The organism is Streptococcus rubneri (assembly GCF_004785935.1).
Taxonomy (GTDB): Bacteria; Bacillota; Bacilli; order Lactobacillales; family Streptococcaceae; genus Streptococcus; species Streptococcus rubneri.
This window is the reverse complement of the sequence record NZ_SRRP01000001.1, coordinates 366,377-382,253: the sequence shown is the minus strand read 5'-3', so window position 1 is coordinate 382,253 and position 15,877 is coordinate 366,377. Positions and strand designations below refer to the sequence as shown.

Annotated in this window: 16 protein-coding genes and 1 other annotated feature; of the genes, 3 read left to right on the top strand and 13 right to left on the bottom strand. The window is 43.9% G+C overall.

What is annotated here, in order from left to right; translation table 11 throughout:
- Positions 1 to 9: 9 nt before the first annotated feature.
- The 4 genes from rplU to E5S68_RS01995 all read right to left on the bottom strand — a co-directional run bounded on the left by rplU (position 10) and on the right by E5S68_RS01995 (position 2,651).
- Positions 10 to 324, bottom strand: coding sequence for a 50S ribosomal protein L21 (gene rplU / locus E5S68_RS02010; RefSeq protein WP_003007734.1), 315 nt, complete (start codon positions 322 to 324; stop codon positions 10 to 12).
- 33 nt (positions 325 to 357) lie between these two features.
- Positions 358 to 444 (bottom strand) — a sequence feature (ribosomal protein L21 leader region).
- A gap of 124 nt (positions 445 to 568) precedes the next feature.
- Positions 569 to 1,105, bottom strand: coding sequence for a lipoprotein (locus tag E5S68_RS02005; RefSeq protein WP_135782142.1), 537 nt, complete (start codon positions 1,103 to 1,105; stop codon positions 569 to 571).
- A gap of 83 nt (positions 1,106 to 1,188) precedes the next feature.
- The gene (locus E5S68_RS02000) at positions 1,189 to 2,016 is read right to left on the bottom strand and encodes a pyruvate, water dikinase regulatory protein (RefSeq protein ID WP_135782141.1); all 828 of its coding nucleotides are present in this window, start codon (positions 2,014 to 2,016) and stop codon (positions 1,189 to 1,191) included.
- Entirely contained in the window at positions 2,013 to 2,651 is a 639-nt protein-coding gene (locus E5S68_RS01995; protein ID WP_135783082.1) for a CBS domain-containing protein, read from the bottom strand. Before E5S68_RS01995 ends, E5S68_RS02000 begins: the two co-directional genes overlap by 4 nt.
- Positions 2,652 to 2,890: 239 nt before the next feature.
- Between E5S68_RS01995 and ppdK the strand changes: the two genes are divergently transcribed.
- Positions 2,891 to 5,512: a pyruvate, phosphate dikinase gene (gene ppdK, locus E5S68_RS01990; protein ID WP_135782140.1), complete on the top strand. Its 2,622-nt coding sequence runs from the start codon at positions 2,891 to 2,893 to the stop codon at positions 5,510 to 5,512.
- A gap of 117 nt (positions 5,513 to 5,629) precedes the next feature.
- On the opposite strand, the gene thiI is transcribed toward ppdK, so the two are convergent.
- On the bottom strand, positions 5,630 to 6,850 hold the full coding sequence (thiI, locus tag E5S68_RS01985; protein WP_135782139.1) for a tRNA uracil 4-sulfurtransferase ThiI: 1,221 nt from the start codon (positions 6,848 to 6,850) through the stop codon (positions 5,630 to 5,632).
- Between the two features lie 21 nt (positions 6,851 to 6,871).
- Entirely contained in the window at positions 6,872 to 8,014 is a 1,143-nt protein-coding gene (locus E5S68_RS01980; RefSeq protein ID WP_135782138.1) for a cysteine desulfurase family protein, read from the bottom strand.
- Positions 8,015 to 8,253: 239 nt separating this feature from the next.
- Here E5S68_RS01980 and E5S68_RS01975 point away from each other — a divergent pair, with 239 nt between their 5' ends.
- Together E5S68_RS01975 and E5S68_RS01970 are read left to right on the top strand one after the other, a co-directional pair.
- Positions 8,254 to 8,817, top strand: coding sequence for a hypothetical protein (locus E5S68_RS01975; RefSeq protein WP_135782137.1), 564 nt, complete (start codon positions 8,254 to 8,256; stop codon positions 8,815 to 8,817).
- A gap of 107 nt (positions 8,818 to 8,924) precedes the next feature.
- The gene (locus E5S68_RS01970) at positions 8,925 to 9,329 is read left to right on the top strand and encodes a DUF6556 family protein (RefSeq protein ID WP_135782136.1); all 405 of its coding nucleotides are present in this window, start codon (positions 8,925 to 8,927) and stop codon (positions 9,327 to 9,329) included.
- A gap of 87 nt (positions 9,330 to 9,416) precedes the next feature.
- Here E5S68_RS01970 and rfbB read toward each other — a convergent pair whose 3' ends face one another.
- The 7 genes from rfbB to E5S68_RS01930 form a co-directional block, all read right to left on the bottom strand.
- Complete coding sequence (gene rfbB, locus E5S68_RS01965) at positions 9,417 to 10,463, bottom strand: dTDP-glucose 4,6-dehydratase (protein WP_135782135.1); 1,047 nt, start codon at positions 10,461 to 10,463, stop codon at positions 9,417 to 9,419.
- A 202-nt stretch (positions 10,464 to 10,665) separates the two neighbouring features.
- Entirely contained in the window at positions 10,666 to 11,259 is a 594-nt protein-coding gene (locus tag E5S68_RS01960) for a dTDP-4-dehydrorhamnose 3,5-epimerase family protein (RefSeq protein WP_135782134.1), read from the bottom strand.
- On the bottom strand, positions 11,259 to 12,128 hold the full coding sequence (gene rfbA, locus E5S68_RS01955; RefSeq protein ID WP_048690233.1) for a glucose-1-phosphate thymidylyltransferase RfbA: 870 nt from the start codon (positions 12,126 to 12,128) through the stop codon (positions 11,259 to 11,261). The genes E5S68_RS01960 and rfbA overlap by 1 nt, the downstream gene beginning before the upstream one ends.
- Before the next feature lie 92 nt (positions 12,129 to 12,220).
- Positions 12,221 to 13,045, bottom strand: coding sequence for a ZIP family metal transporter (locus E5S68_RS01950; RefSeq protein ID WP_135782133.1), 825 nt, complete (start codon positions 13,043 to 13,045; stop codon positions 12,221 to 12,223).
- A 224-nt stretch (positions 13,046 to 13,269) separates the two neighbouring features.
- A complete protein-coding gene (locus tag E5S68_RS01940; RefSeq protein WP_135782131.1) occupies positions 13,270 to 14,385 on the bottom strand; it encodes an NAD(P)/FAD-dependent oxidoreductase in 1,116 nt (371 codons plus the stop codon).
- Between the two features lie 9 nt (positions 14,386 to 14,394).
- Complete coding sequence (locus E5S68_RS01935; RefSeq protein WP_135782130.1) at positions 14,395 to 15,192, bottom strand: Nif3-like dinuclear metal center hexameric protein; 798 nt, start codon at positions 15,190 to 15,192, stop codon at positions 14,395 to 14,397.
- Positions 15,179 to 15,868, bottom strand: coding sequence for a tRNA (adenine(22)-N(1))-methyltransferase (locus E5S68_RS01930; RefSeq protein WP_135782129.1), 690 nt, complete (start codon positions 15,866 to 15,868; stop codon positions 15,179 to 15,181). Before E5S68_RS01930 ends, E5S68_RS01935 begins: the two co-directional genes overlap by 14 nt.
- Positions 15,869 to 15,877 lie beyond the last annotated feature (9 nt).

Genomic DNA, 15,877 nt, shown 5'->3' with positions numbered 1-15,877 from the left:
TCCTAAAAATTAAGCGTTGATTGCGTTGATGACAACTTTAGTATAAGGTTGACGGTGACCTTGTTTACGGTGGCTACCTTTTTTAGGTTTGTACTTGTAAGTAACAACTTTCTTTTGTTTTCCTTGTTTTTCAACAGTTCCAACAACAGTAGCTCCTGAAACAAGTGGAGTTCCGACAACAGTGTTTTCACCACCAACAAGAACAACTTCGTTAAATGTAACTTCTTGACCAGCTTCAACGTTCAATTTTTCAACGTAGACTGCTTGACCAACTTCAACTTTAACTTGTTTTCCGCCAGTTTTAATGATTGCGTATGTGCTCATTATGCACCTCCTATGTATTTTTGGGTTTCCCCGTATTTTGTGAAGACTCGCCTAGCATCGTGGGACGAACCACTTAAGCTCAAAGGATGAGCGACGATGATCGAGCGGTTGCACAGGCATGTGCATAGTCAACTCTCTAAGTATATCACTTCTATCAGACAAAGACAAGTATTTTTGTCCCTTGAAAACGGATTTTCATCTAGAAACTTATTTTTTATATAAAAGTGAGGTTGAATTCCCCTGTTTACTTCTTAAATGTGAAGTCAGTCATGGTCATTTTTAATTTAGAGGACTCTTCCATACTTCTCATTTTTTCTTCTTGTTCGCGGGTAATTTTAAGAGGAATAGCTGCAACTGTATTCCGGTTGAGGACACCCGATTCTTCTATACGATAGTTTACAGTGATATTTTCTAAAATCGGCTCTCCATCATATTCTAAGTTTAAGTCAAAGTTCCCATCGCGATCAATATTGGTTGTGGTTTGATTGACAATCAATAATAATGCATATCGTTGCTCCTCATCCCCGAATGTATAGCCAGGGAAAAAAACAACCAATCGACCAGGCACGCCAAGATTTGGTTCTTCTTTCACATACCTTTCTGCTAAGTCTAAAATCTCGTTTGGTTGATTTTTATAGCGCTCTGCTCTCACAAAGGTTAAAGAGGCCTCTTTCGTTTCTGTCTGACTGGTCTTTTCATCTTCCTTTGCCCCATGAATCGAAACATTTATACAGCCCGTTAACAATACCAAACTAGTTAGCAATAATAAGATTTTTTTCATGTATTCACCTTCTAGAAAAGAGGCTGGAAATTCCAGTCCCTCCTATCATAATCGATAGACAATCTCCTATACTTCTCTATTTCTTATCTATCTTCGCTCATCTTTTTCAAATGCTCCTCTATTAAGAAGGCCGTTTCTTCAATGGATTTATCTGACACATTGATGATGCTAGCACCATATTTTTTAAAGACCATTTTCGAATAATCCAATTCCTGATAAATCTTTTCCAAATCCGTGTAGCTCGTTTCCTGTGATAGACCTAAAGAGTCTAGACGGTTGATTCTGATTTTAGCTAATTTTTCTGGCTCACAAACCAGTCCGATAAGACGATGCGAAGCAACCTTTTCCAGGACCTGAGGCAAGGGAACTTCTGGAATCAGGGGTAAATTTGCAACCTTGTAGCCTTTATTTGCTAGATAAATACTAAGGGGAGTTTTTGACGTCCGAGAAACACCCAGCAAGACCAAATCTGCATCTATAAATCCCTGAGGGGCCTTGCCATCATCATACTTGACAGCAAACTCAATAGCCGAAATCTTCTTAAAATAATCACCATCCAATCGATGCAAGGTCCCTGGTACTTCTATTGGTCTACTTCCTGTCTTTTCTTGGATGATTTCAAAAAATGGATGCATTAGATCTAGGTAAGACAAACCATGGCTCTGACTAAACTCTCTTGCAAGAGCTGCTAGTTGACTATTGACCAAGGTAGTAATCACCAGAGCATCATCCTTCACTGCATCCTGTAAGATATCTAGAAGCTCTTCCTCCTGGTTAATAAAAGGGAAGCGATAACTGTTATTAAAGATAATATCCGGATACTGTGCTGTCACAGCAGCTAACAACTTCTGAGAAGTTCCCCCCAAAGAATCCGAAATACTATAGACAATGATTTCCTTTTTCATCTTCATTCCTCTTCTCTCTTTACTTCAACACGACGAGCTTCTTGAATAATATAATCCAGTAAAGTCGACTTGGTCACACATCCCACCACTTTACGGTCATTGCTTTCATCGACCACAGGCAAGGATTCAATTGCCTGATCTTGAAGAAGGGCAGCTACCTCTAAAATGTTCATATCCTTCTGACAAGTAATGATATGAGGCATCCTGGTCATACAGACAGCTACAGGAGTCTTCTGGATACTCGAATTGAGAGATGCTCTTAATAAATCTTTACGGGACATAATTCCTAGTAAGAGCTTGTCTTCATCGATAACATAGAGGACATCGGCATCATACATAAATAAGGTGATAATCGCATCTTGAATAAAGCAATCATGGGATACCAAGACAGGAGAGGTCATGATATCTGCTACTTCTTTTTGAAAGGTATCGAAAAAGAAAAGTCTTTCTAGATCTGAACCGGAGTATGTATATCCAATTTTTGGGGTTGCTTTTAAGATTCCAACCAAGGTGAGAAAGGACAGATCAGCTCGTAGAGTCGCTCTCGAAATATCTAACAAGTCAGAGATTTTTTCCCCACTCAAAGGCTGTTGCACCTTAACAATTTCAACTATTTTCTTTTGGCGTTCACTTAATTTCAAGGATTGGATCCTTTCTAAATACGAAATATGATGAAGATAAAGACTAGTCATGCTAGATTATCCTGAACATAAGAACAAATCAGTACCATATAATCATCATTTTTTGTTAAATATTATAGCAAAAATCTTAAAATAGTCAATGTAAACTCTTTACTTTATTAGTTGACAAACATATATGATGTATATTACAATATTTTTGTCGTATATATGACACATATTTGATAAAATTGGAGGCTAATATGACAAAATGGATTTACTCCTTCGAAGAAGGAAGTGCAAATGACAAAGATCTCCTAGGTGGAAAAGGGGCCAATCTAGCAGAGATGAGCAATTTGGGCTTACCTGTCCCTCCTGGCTTTACCATCACGACTCAAAGTTGTATCAACTATCTCGATAACCCTGATTTCTTTGATTCCACTTTAAAAGAGGAGGTTTTGAAAGCGCTTGCTCTGTTAGAGAAAAAGACGGCTAAATATTTTGCTGGAGAGGATCCTCACTTACTCTTAGTCTCTGTCCGTAGCGGGGCCAAGTTTTCCATGCCAGGAATGATGGACACCATCCTCAATCTTGGCCTCAATGACCAACGGACCAAATTACTAGCAAAAGAGACCAATGCTAATTTCGCCTACAACTGCTACCGCCGCCTGCTACAAATGTTTGCAGATGTGGTCTATGGCATTGATAAAGAACTGTTTGATCATCTACTAGAAGACTTTGAAAAGAAACAGGGAAGTAAAGTCCATGATTTCCTCCCATCCCAGCACCAAGAATTGATCCAACAATATAAGAAACTGTATCAAAAATACAGCCACCAATTCCCTGAAAATCCAATTGAGCAACTCTACGCTGCGATCCAAGCTGTCTTCAAGTCCTGGAACAACAATCGGGCTAGAGTTTACCGTGAATTACATCAAATCCCTCATGATTTAGGGACAGCTGTCAATGTTCAGGCTATGGTCTTTGGAAATAGTGACCAAAACAGTGGTACAGGAGTCTGCTTCACCCGAAACCCTGTCAGTGGAGAAACTGAACTCTTCGGTGAGTTTTTGATCAATGCTCAAGGGGAAGATGTGGTAGCTGGCATACGAACCCCCGAACCCATTGCGACATTAGAAACTGTTCAACCAGAAGCCTATCAGGCTTTCAAAAACTATGCGAGTATTCTTGAAAACCACTACAAGGATATGCAGGATATTGAATTTACCATTGAGAAAGGCAAGCTCTACATCCTACAAACGAGAAATGGAAAACGGACAGCCAAGGCTTCATTAAAAATTGCCCTAGATATGGTAGACCAAGCTCTGATTAGTAAGAAAGAAGCTCTCCTGAGAGTAGCTCCTGCTTCCATCAGTCAACTAATCCACCCAGTCTTTGAGGAAACTGCCTTAGAGAAAGCCCCTTTCTTAGCTCAAGGTCTACCAGCTAGCCCAGGTGCTGCTACTGGTCAAATCGTCTTTACTGCAAACCGAGCTAAAGAAGTTCATCAAGAAGGTAAAAAAGTCATTCTTGTTCGACAAGAAACCTCTCCAGAAGATATTGAAGGGATGATCGTCAGTCAAGCTATTGTCACTAGTCAAGGAGGGATGACTTCCCACGCAGCCGTTGTGGCTCGCGGGATGGGAACTTGCTGTGTCGCAGGTTGCGGAGAGTTGACCATCAGCGAAGAGAACAAAACCCTTTCCTGTGGCAGTCTAGTCCTAAGAGAGGGAGATATCATCTCCGTCGATGGTTATTCTGGTCGTATTTATAGTGGTGAAATCCCAACAGTCCTAATCGAGAACAACCAGGACCTCCAGCGTTTGCTTGCTTGGTCAGATGAAGTGGCCATCCTCCAAGTTCGAGCTAATGCAGAAACCGTCAAGGACTTGACAACAGCCATGAACTTTGGGGCCAAAGGGGTCGGGCTAGCCCGCACAGAACACATGTTCTTTGGACAGGAACGAATTCTTGAAATGCGTCGCCTCATCTTAGCGGATACCGAAGACGAAACAAAAGAAGCCCTCTCTAGACTTCTAAACTTCCAGGAAGAGGACTTTTATCAAATGTTCCAAGCAGTTCAAGATAAACCAATGATTGTCCGCCTACTCGATCCACCCATGCATGAATTCCTACCGAAAGACGATCAAGATATTGAAAATCTGGCCAAACAACTCAAAAAATATCCTAAAAAATTGGCCGAGCGCATCGAAAGTCTGCAGGAAAGTAATCCGATGTTGGGACACCGTGGTTGCCGTCTCGGCATAACTAAGCCAGAAATCTACAAGATGCAGACAGAAGCTATATTTAGAAGTGCCATCAAATTGCATCAAGAAGGTCAAAAGATCAAGCCAGAAATCATGGTTCCTTTAATAGCTGACAAAAAAGAATTAGAATGTATCAAGGAGTATCTCGTTCAGCATATTGAACATCTTTTCGAGAAATATGGTCATGAGCCTTTCCCTTATGAAATTGGTACTATGATTGAACTGCCACGCGCCTGCCTAACTGCAGATAAACTAGCCCAAGAAGCCGATTTCTTCAGCTTTGGAACCAATGACTTGACTCAAATGACCTATGGCTTCTCTCGTGATGATATTGGAAAATTCATTGGCCACTACAAGGATAAGAATATTCTTTCTTTCGACCCTTTCCAAAAAATTGATAAGGATGGCGTCGGTGAATTAATGAGAATTGCTATCAGCAAGGCTCGTCAAGTAAAACCAAATCTCGCTATCGGGATCTGTGGAGAAGTTGGCGGAGATCCTTCTTCAATTTCCTTCTTCCAAGACATTCAAGTAACCTACGTTTCCTGTTCTCCTTACCGGGTTCCTGCTGCTAGACTAGCTGTCGCTCAAGCAGCACTCCAAGAAGGACGAAATTAAATTAGAAAAGCACCCTTGAAGCTAGATGCTCTGCTCTAGCTTCAAGGGTGCTATTATTCTTTATCAAACTCATGCCAGTAGTCAGGGCTCTTAGTGAGAACCGATTACCGTCATCTTTTACAACAAATCCTCAATCAATTCATCGACTTCATCCGCTTCTGCTTGAGGAGTGATTTCTGTGATCATGATTCCAGCAACAGCTCTCTCCACCAAAGCTTCCACGTCCATACGTTCCTCATATTTCTCTGCATTTTTGAGTTTTGGGTTGGTCTTTGGACGATCCGGCGCAAAGATGGTACAGCAATCTTCGAAAGGTTGGATGGAGATTTCAAAGGTATCGATGGCTTGGGCGATATCGATAATCTCCAACTTATCCATGGTCACCACTGGACGGATGACGGGCGTATTGGTCACTGCATTGATGGCCTGCATACTCTCTAGCGTTTGGCTAGCTACCTGACCGAGGCTTTCCCCATTGATGATGACCAAGCCACCACGGATTTGACGGATGCGATCAGTGATCCGCATCATAAAGCGACGGGTCAAGGTCATGAGATAAGCTTCTGGTGCCTTGGCCTTGATTTCTTCTTGAATCTCAGTAAATGGGACTTCGATAAACTGGATATTGCCTCCAAACTTGGTTAATTTACGAGTTAAATCGTGGGCTTTTTTCAATGCTCCTGGGCTAGTATACGGCGGGCTAGCAAAGTGGACCGCTTCAATGTCCACGCCCCGCTTCAAAGCTAGGTAACCAGCTACTGGAGAGTCAATCCCACCAGATAGCATGAGCATCCCTTTTCCAGATGTCCCAACTGGCAGACCACCTGCTCCTTTAATGGTCTCGTAAGAGATATAGGCTGCTTCTTCCCGGATTTCGACTTGTAGATTGATATCCGGTTTTTTCATTTGGGCCTGGATACTTGGGATCGCTTCAAAGACAGCTCCACCCAAGGTTTGATTGAGTTCACGGCTATCCAGTTCAAAAGAGTGGTCACTCCGTCTGCTGGAAATCTTGAAGGTCATCCCTTCTTGGTAAATATCCTGCATGATTTCTTGAACGGCTGAAATCAAGGCCGGGATAGATTTCTCAATCTTGTAGACTGGAGAAAAGTTTTGGATTCCGAAGACCTGTTTGAGGGATTCAGCCACCGGTTCATAATCCGTTACATTTAGATAAGCATGAGCGCGGTCCCGATCAGCTGTCACTTTGACAGCTGGGTAAATGGACAAAACATCTGAGATATTATTGCGCAATTTATTGATGAAGCGCATCCGGTTCTTTCCTTTAGTAGAAAGCTCCCCATAGCGGATCATAATTTCTGAATAAGTTAATGGCATAGTTACTTCCTTTTCTTTTCCTTAACGCACCTTTCGCGTCTTTTCATAGATCAGTTTGAACTTGGTCAAAAATTGCTCGACTTGACTCATATCATTTTCGAGATCAAGACTGAGGCGGACAGCTGTTTGCGCCAGAGCCTTGTCGACTCCCATGGCAATCAAGGTTCCAGCTGGCTTGCCAGCCTTGGAAGAGCAGGCAGAGGTTGTCGAAATATAAATCTCATACTCTTCAAAAGCGTGGACGATGACTTCTCCTCGCACACCCTTAATACCGAAAGTTAAGATATGAGGCGCAAAGCCCTCATCTCCTGAGAAGACAGTCACATCTGGATAGTGGGCTAATTCCTCATGAATGACTTCCTTCAACTGATGGCACTTGCGCTCAAAGTCCTCTTGACGCTCCATCGCCAAACGCAAGGCCTTGGCAGTCGCAGCAATACCAGCTAAGTTCTCCGTCGTCGAACGAAGGTCCTTTTCTTGTCCGCCACCTGTTAAGAGGGGACTAATCTTTTTGCCTTCTTTGAGATAGAGAAAGCCAACCCCACGAAGTCCATGAAACTTGTGACTGGAGAAGGTCGCTAAATCCACCCGATCTGGTAAGTAGAGAGCAGTTGAAATCTTAGCTAGAGCCTGAACCCCATCGACGTGGAAGGTGATGGTCGGACGATCCGCCAATAGATCTGAAATGGCTTGAATAAGCTGGATAGAACCTACTTCGTTATTAACTGCCATGATCGAAACGAGGGTTGTATCCGGACGCAAGAGTTTTTCCAACTCTTCTACTTGGACAAAGCCACGCGCATCAACTGGAGCTATATCCACCTCAAATCCTTGACCTTGTAGCCAGAGGGCTGATTCCTTTACAGCCGGATGCTCAATAGCTGAGACAATAATATGCTTCCCGTAAGGAGCTTTTTCAAAAGCAATTCCTTTGATCGCCCAGTTGTCCCCTTCAGTCCCACCTGAAGTGAAATAGATTTCTTCTGCTTTCTTGCCTAGGAGGGAAGCTATCTGCTTACGAGATGCCTCCAAGATCCGAGTCGCTTGACTTCCCAGATTGTGCAAGCTAGATGGATTGCCCCAAATTTTGCTTGCGACTTCTGTGTAGGTAGCCAAGGCCTCTGGATAAGGTTTGGTTGTTGCTGAATTATCAAAGTAAATCATCTTCCACTCACTCCTAGTAGTTTTCAATCATCTTATTGTATCATTTCTGACAAGGAGGGACAAGGATTTGGCAGGCTTCATTTTGTTCCTAGTTTCAGACAGAAAACTTGTAAATTTCTCAAAATAGCTTATGATGAAGATGGGGAGTTTTGTCAAGCGCTTACAAAACTAAGTTCTGGCTTTTAAAACATTTGTTCAACCACTGAACTAGTCCCGAAAGATGATAAAAGGAGACAAACATGAAACGACCAATCTATCTATCCATTGCCCTAGCTGGAAGTCTTGCCCTTGGAGGACTGCTCGCTGTCCTACCACCACTTCCATTTGCCCTCCCCTCTGCTCAACTAGCCTGTCACGGTAAAGGACAGTGTGACTTGCAACAGCCCTTGGAGAAGCCACCTTACTTTAGGGAAGATGAAGGGAGTCTACGTGAAATGAGTCTTATCCAACCAATCCCTGGCGAATCCGATAGTCACGTCGAATTCAAATGCTTGGTCGAATACAATGGCTGGTTCCGTCGTATCATCCGCGTCAAAGATGTAAAAGTGATTTCAAAAACCAAGGAATTCAAGGGAAGGATTGACTACTCTATCCCGGATCCTAACAAGATAGAGATTCAGGCGAATGGCCAGTTTATTTCTCCTAATGATTCCTCTAGTTTTAGTCACCATGAAATCATCAGCCAGCCTAGTCAAACAAGCCAGCCGATTTCAGTCTCTGAAAAAGGACAGGCAAACTTTGCAACATCCTCTGAAGCAAGCGAGACACAAAGTGTCCAGTTTGAAAGCAATTTGAAATTTTAATAACCTCTTTCATTTCTTTTTAGACATTTTCTCAAAAATGACGTATAATATCTAAAGTGTCCCTCTAAATGAGACATGAATTGAAATGAAGAGGAAGAAAAAAGAGAATGTCAAACTATTCACGTAAAAACAAGCATCAAGATGATTCCAGACCCTCTAGAGGAGAAAAGGTCAAACAAAGCCTCTCCTTTTTCCAAATGATTGTCGCTACAATTGCTAGTCTGCTCGGGATTATCGTCACTTCATTTACCATCTATAGCATCATGAAGCCGACTAACAAGACCGAAGATAAAAAAGAATCTAGCACCAGTGTCGTCGTTGTTCATGAGAAGGGTAGTGAGAACACCAATACAACTGCTACCACTACGGAAACCAATACTAGCAGTGATGCAACTGACACGAGCAACACTCAAACGGATGCAAGTAGTGCGTCACAAACAGATACGAATACAGGAGAAACAACAACTGAGACTACTCCTGCAGCCAGTGATACAACCACAACTGCCAACTAATAAAAAAAAAGACCGTTTGGTCTTTTTTTTGTTTCTAAAATAGAAAAGTCTCTGTCGATCAAAAATCCTGATCGACAGAGGCTTTTTTTATTTGATGACTTCTTGTGTTTTTGCGTAGTTGGCTTCGACAGCTTCTTTTTCAGCTTTCCACCAGTCTTGGTTTTCTGTATACCACTTGATGGTTTCTGCCAAACCTGCTTCGAAGTTTGTGAATTGTGGTTCCCAACCTAATTCTTCACGCAATTTTGTTGAATCGATGGCGTAACGCAAATCGTGACCAGCACGGTCTGTTACACGGTCGTAAGCATCTTTTGGTTGACCCATTTTTTCAAGGATGAGTTCAAGCACTTCCTTGTTGTTCTTTTCACCATCCGCACCGATCAAGTAGGTTTCACCGATACGGCCTTTAGTGAGAATAGCCCATACACCCGTTGAGTGGTCGTTGGTGTGGATCCAGTCACGGACGTTCTTCCCTTCACCGTATAGTTTTGGTTTGATACCAGACAAGATATTGGTGATTTGACGTGGGATGAACTTCTCGATGTGTTGGTATGGCCCGTAGTTGTTTGAACAGTTTGAAATCGTTGCTTTAACACCAAAAGAACGAACCCAAGCCTTCACGATCAAGTCTGAAGCAGCCTTGGTTGATGAATAAGGGGATGATGGGTTGTATTTGGTTTCAGCAGTGAATTTTTCACCAGGACCATCCCCATGTCCAGGAAGATCTTCACGCAATGGAAGGTCTCCATAAACTTCGTCTGTTGACACGTGGTGGAAACGAATATCATATTTACGAGCCGCTTCCAAAAGTGTGTATGTACCGATGAAGTTGGTGTGGATAAATGGTGATGGGTCGTTCAAGGAGTTGTCATTGTGGCTTTCAGCCGCATAGTGAACAATCGCATCTGCCTTAGCAGCCAATTGGTCCACCAATGCTGCATCAGCAATATCCCCCACAACCAATTCAACACGATCCCCAAGGATTTCTTCAATGTTGGCACGGTTACCAGCGTAAGTGAGTTTGTCAAGGACAGTCACATGTACATCTGGATGGTTGTTGTAGACATAGTGTACGAAGTTTGAACCGATGAAACCAGCGCCGCCGGTTACGATGATGTTTTTGTATTCAGTCATTTTTTCTCCAAATAGTTTTTTCTTTGCATTGTTCCTTTAGCTAGTGAGGGACGCCAGCAACCCTTCGGTTTCATGGCTAAATCCGAAGCCGAAGTCTCCGGATTTCCCTACAAGATTCCCTCAGGGAATCTTGTTTTCACTAGGGCAGGAACAATCTTATAACGCTCCTTGCAGTCGCAATACTGCTATGCAGGGTTCATTCTTACAAATCTTCTGCTTTTAGGGGTTTGACGTCTTTGAGCAATGGGTGATTCTTGTCAGCTTCTGAAACTTCTGCTTCTTCCAAGTTTTCCCACTGGATGTCTAGGCTTGGGTCTGCGTAATTAACAAATGCATATTTTGGCTTGAGCTCCAATGCCCAGTAGTCATTGACTAAGTAAGTATAAGCCACTTTATCCGTCAAAACTTGGAATCCATTGGCAACACCACGAGGGACAAAGATTCCTTTAGAAGCATCAATCACAGTTTGGTAAGTGTTCCCAAAAGTCTCACCTTCACGAAGGTCTACCCAAGTACCGAGAACCTTTCCTTCATCTGCTACAGAGATGTACTTGTCCCAAGGTTCTGCATGCAAGCCACGCAAGACATTCTTACGAGAGAATGAAATGTTATTTTGCAACTTGCCTTCCGCAAAGAAGCTTTCTGGAAAACCAAGAGGAAGCATCTTCTCTTTTTGGAAGTTCTCCTTGAACCAACCACGGTTGTCCCCACGAACTGGAATATCAAACTCCATCAAACCTGGGATAGCTTCAATCTTGCGGGCTGCTAATTCTTTCTCAAAAAATTGATCTGTCATTAAGCTTCTCCAATCAAACGGAGCAAATATTGTCCGTACTCGTTTTTCTTCAGAGGTTGAGCCAACTCATAGACTTGCTCTTTAGTAATATAGCCCATACGATAAGCGATTTCCTCAAGGTTGGCTACTTGGACATTTTGCAAACGTTGAACAGTCTCGATATATTGAGAAGCCTGCAAGAGACTTTCATGAGTTCCTGTATCCAACCAAGCAAAGCCACGGCCCATGAGCTCAACAGAGAGATCTCCACGCTCCAAATATGCCTTGTTGACATCTGTGATTTCAAGCTCTCCACGAGGACTTGGTTTGATATTTTTGGCAATCTCTACCACATCATTGTCATAGAAGTAAAGACCCGTCACCGCAAAGTTTGATTTCGGATGTTCTGGTTTTTCTTCGATTGAGACGGCATTCATGTCCGCATCAAACTCTACCACACCAAAACGTTCTGGGTCTTTAACTTGGTAGCCAAAGACTGTGGCACCTTTTTCTTTCGCTTCCGCTCGTTGCAACATCTTGGTTAAGCCATTTCCGTGGAAGATATTATCTCCAAGAACGAGGGCAACATGATCATCACCAATAAACTCTTCTCCAATGATGAAAGCTTGCGCCAATCCATCTGGGCTTGGTTGCTCAGCATAAGAGAGAGAAATACCAAGTTCAGAACCATCTCCAAGAAGCTCTTCAAAACGAGGAAGATCCTGCGGAGTTGAGATGATCAAGATTTCTTTGATCCCTGCTAACATAAGAGTTGACAAAGGGTAGTAAATCATTGGCTTGTCGTAAATGGGCATCAACTGTTTGGAAGCGGCACGGGTCAAAGGATACAAACGAGTCCCCGAACCACCGGCTAAAATAATACCTTTCATAATGTTAGGCCTTTCTACGTATTCATTACCCTTATTTTATCATGTTTATATAAAAAAGTCACCTTGTTCCCATGCTACAAGGTGATGACACTTTATCCCAAAGCGACGTCGAGGATCATCATAATAACAAAGCCAACCATGAGACCGAGAGTCGCAACGTCTGTATTTCCATTGGTCTGGGAATCTGGGATCAACTCTTCGACCACTACAAAGATCATAGCGCCTGCCGCAAAAGAAAGGGCGTAAGGCAAGATAGCCGTCATGGATAGGACGGCAACTGCTCCTAGCAGGGCTCCTACTGGCTCAACGATGGCAGACATAGATCCCCAATAAAAGGCATTGAGACGGGATTTTCCATCCGTCCGAATCGGGATCGAGAGGGCAGCCCCCTCTGGGATATTTTGCAAGCCAATCCCAATGGCCAAACCAACCGCCCCGATAAAGGCTTCTGGACTTGGATTACTAGCCAGAGCTCCAAAGGCAACCCCGACCGCTAATCCTTCTGGGAAGTTGTGGATAGTAATGGCTAAGAAGAGGAGGGTCGTTTTCGACAACTTCTTCTCCCGTGGCGTATGGATGCTCTCAGCCTCCTCAATCTCCTTCGTCATATGAAGGTGAGGGACGATGGCGTCGATCAAGCGGAGGAAGAATCCTCCAGTTAGAAAACCAATCGCCGCTGGCAACCAAGTCAAAATTCCATAGGAGTTTTCCGCATATTCAATAGACGGTTGCAAGAGGGACCAAAATGAAGCCGCAATCATGACTCCTGCCGCGAAGCCCATCATGATGTCCAATAGTTTTCGACTAATATGCTTGAAGAAAAAAACGATGGCTGACCCTACGATGGTACAGCCCCATGTAAACAATCCTGCGAGAAAGGCCTGTAAGACCACGGATTGTGATTGAAACCAATTCATAACAACTCCCATTTTCTTGTTGATTCACTTGTTTTATTCTACTATTTTCATCCGAATTAAGGAAGGTCTTTCGAAAAAAAGAGGCTGGGACAAAAGTCCTAGCCTCTCAATTGTTTTTGGATTGTCGAGCAAGACGCAGTGGTTGAGTGGGCTCTACTACGCTGATTTCGTCAGCTTTTACAGCCCTACTCAACTGTGCGGAGGTGGGACGACGAAATCGAATTCTAACGAATTTCCGATTTCTGTCCCACTCTCTTCTTCACATATTGTTCAACTGGATAATCTGCTGGATCTAGGCGCACCTTTCCTCCTGCCACTAGTTGGGCCAGGTGCCACCCAATAAGGGGACCTGTTGTGAGGCCAGATGAACCAAGTCCACTAGCGACATAGAGAGCTGCTTGATCGAGAAGTCCTCCCCAAAAGGGCGAGAAGTCACTGGTGTAAGCCCGGGTTCCCACGCGCTCCCTGATAACTTCAGCTTGAGCTAGTTCTGGATAGTAGGTTAAGGCTTCTGTTTCCATCTGATTCAGTAAAGCTTGATCCACCGTCAGGTCAAAGCCCATCTCATTCTCATGAGTAGCTCCCATACTGATCTTGCCTTTCTGGAAGGGAATGATATCCAGTTCTCCTTCTGGCATAACCACAGGATAATCATCAGTATCTATGTCTAGCTGATAATCCCTCAACTGTCCTTTTTGTGGACGGACATCCACTTGGTAGCCAAGTGGCTCAAGGATTTTCCCCAACCAGGCTCCTGTCGCTAGGATAACTTGGTCATAGCTCTCTCCTGCTATCTGATAGCCATGATCCGAGGCGGAGAGGGCAACTTCTTCCTTGATGACTCTTGCGCCACTGGCTTTGAGAAGAGTTTCCGTCAGAAGGGCTCCTTCTACATGGGCCCCACCCGAGGCATAAAGGAGCTGTTCAAAGCCTTGCAGACCTGGGAACTGTTGACCTACTTCTTCTTTGGTTAAAACCGCCAAGTCCCCAATCAAGGGAGATTCTTCCCGTCGACTCAGCGCCAACTGATAGAGTTCATCTAATTTCTCTTCCTTTTTCTTAAGGAGATAGACCCCTGTCTGCTGGTAAAAGTCTGTTTCGATTCCATCCTTGGCCAGGTCCTCTACTAATTCTTGGTAGAAATCAGCTCCTAGCCGAGCCAGGCGATACCAGGCCTTATTTCGTCGCTTAGAAAACCAAGGGCTAATAATGCCAGCCGCTGCCTTGGTTGCTTGGCCAACTCCGTGATCATAGACGGTGACATCTATCTGTGCTTCCTTGGATAAATAATAGGCTGCAGTGGATCCAACGATCCCTGCACCGATAATGGCAACTTTCATGATAACCCCTTAGATATGATAAAAAGGATTGGTGCTGGCTTGACTGCCAATCACTTCGATCTCCCACGCTTCTTCAGACTTCCACTGATTGAGTTTTTCGACTAGTTTCGACACAAAGAGAACTTCGATATGGTGACCTGGATCCAAAGCCAGGAGACCATCGCTCAGCATGTCTTGAGCCGTGTGGTAGTAGATATCTCCTGTGATGTAGACCTCAGCCCCCTTAGCGAGAGCATCTTTGTAAAAGGATTGGCCACTTCCTCCGCAGATAGCGACGCGCTCAATGACCCGTTCCAAATCCGCCTGGTCATAACCAACCAAGCGTAAGGCATCTAAGCCAAAGGTTTCTTTTACCTTATGAGCCAACTGCCCAAAGGTTTGAGTAGCAACCCGACCGATACGGCCGATTCCTAGACCTTCTCCTGTCATGCTGAGGGGCTCTGCATCTTCAATTTCCAAGAGCTGGCAAAACCAATCGTTGAGACCATCTGGGACAATATCAATATTGGTATGGCTGACATAGACCGCAATATCATGCTTAATCAAGTCAATGTAGATCTGATTCTGGGCGCGATCGGCTACCAAATCCTTAATCGGACGAAAAATGGGCGCATGCTTGACGATAATCAAGTCCACTCCATGGGCAATGGCTTCCGCCACCGTCTGCTCCCGGATATCCAAGGCTACCATGACCTTCTTGATGTCTTTTTGCAGCGTCCCGACCTGTAGCCCACGGACATCTCCCTCCATGGAAAGTTCCTGGGGACAGTAGGCTTCATAGCGTTTGATAACTTCACTTGCTAGCATTTAGGACCTCCTTGATTTGGGCGATGCGCTCTTCTAACGATGCTCTGGCAGATTGATTCTCAACTGGGACCTGCTCCAAGGCAAAGGCTAATTTTTCCACTTCTCTGGACCACTTTTGGACAAAGGCTGGATCTTGTTCTATCATCAAATACGGACCAAAGCGCAATTCCTTAGGTGTCAACTCTTGAGAACCATGCTCTACCACGAGGATCTCATAAAACTTCTCATTTTCTTCTAAGATAGCTTCGTCGACAAGGCGGAAATCATGTTCTACTAACCAAGTCCGCAGTTCATCTTCCCGATTATTGGGTTGCAAGACCAAGCGGGAGACACCGGCTAATTTCTCAAGACCTGCTGCTAGGATATCTGCAATCAAGCGCCCGCCCATTCCTGCAATAGTGATGCAGGAAATACTATCTGTTGGTTCAAATGCAGCCAAGCCATTAGCTAGGCGGACTTCAATCTTGTCCTCTAAACCATTATCAGCGACATTTTGCAGGGCAGACTGATAAGGTCCCTCAACCACTTCCCCTGCAATAGCAGCCTCAATCTTGCCTTCCTGTAAAAGAGCGATTGGGAGATAAGCATGGTCACTTCCAACATCTAACAGACGCGCTCCAGCTGGGACGAAGCTAGCCACCAAGTCCAAGCGATTTGATAATTTCGTAAATTCCATGTGCTTCTT

Coding starts and splice junctions, on each gene's coding strand:
- E5S68_RS02000 (WP_135782141.1), bottom strand. CDS start 2,016: ATGAAGATGAAAAAGGAAATCATTGTCTATAGTATTTCGGATTCTTTG.
- rfbB (WP_135782135.1), bottom strand. CDS start 10,463: ATGACTGAATACAAAAACATCATCGTAACCGGCGGCGCTGGTTTCATC.
- ppdK (WP_135782140.1), top strand. CDS start 2,891: ATGACAAAATGGATTTACTCCTTCGAAGAAGGAAGTGCAAATGACAAA.
- E5S68_RS01980 (WP_135782138.1), bottom strand. CDS start 8,014: ATGATTTACTTTGATAATTCAGCAACAACCAAACCTTATCCAGAGGCC.
- E5S68_RS01930 (WP_135782129.1), bottom strand. CDS start 15,868: ATGGAATTTACGAAATTATCAAATCGCTTGGACTTGGTGGCTAGCTTC.
- E5S68_RS01975 (WP_135782137.1), top strand. CDS start 8,254: ATGAAACGACCAATCTATCTATCCATTGCCCTAGCTGGAAGTCTTGCC.
- rplU (WP_003007734.1), bottom strand. CDS start 324: ATGAGCACATACGCAATCATTAAAACTGGCGGAAAACAAGTTAAAGTT.
- E5S68_RS02005 (WP_135782142.1), bottom strand. CDS start 1,105: ATGAAAAAAATCTTATTATTGCTAACTAGTTTGGTATTGTTAACGGGC.
- E5S68_RS01970 (WP_135782136.1), top strand. CDS start 8,925: ATGTCAAACTATTCACGTAAAAACAAGCATCAAGATGATTCCAGACCC.
- E5S68_RS01935 (WP_135782130.1), bottom strand. CDS start 15,192: ATGCTAGCAAGTGAAGTTATCAAACGCTATGAAGCCTACTGTCCCCAG.
- E5S68_RS01940 (WP_135782131.1), bottom strand. CDS start 14,385: ATGAAAGTTGCCATTATCGGTGCAGGGATCGTTGGATCCACTGCAGCC.
- rfbA (WP_048690233.1), bottom strand. CDS start 12,128: ATGAAAGGTATTATTTTAGCCGGTGGTTCGGGGACTCGTTTGTATCCT.
- E5S68_RS01950 (WP_135782133.1), bottom strand. CDS start 13,045: ATGAATTGGTTTCAATCACAATCCGTGGTCTTACAGGCCTTTCTCGCA.
- E5S68_RS01960 (WP_135782134.1), bottom strand. CDS start 11,259: ATGACAGATCAATTTTTTGAGAAAGAATTAGCAGCCCGCAAGATTGAA.
- thiI (WP_135782139.1), bottom strand. CDS start 6,850: ATGCCATTAACTTATTCAGAAATTATGATCCGCTATGGGGAGCTTTCT.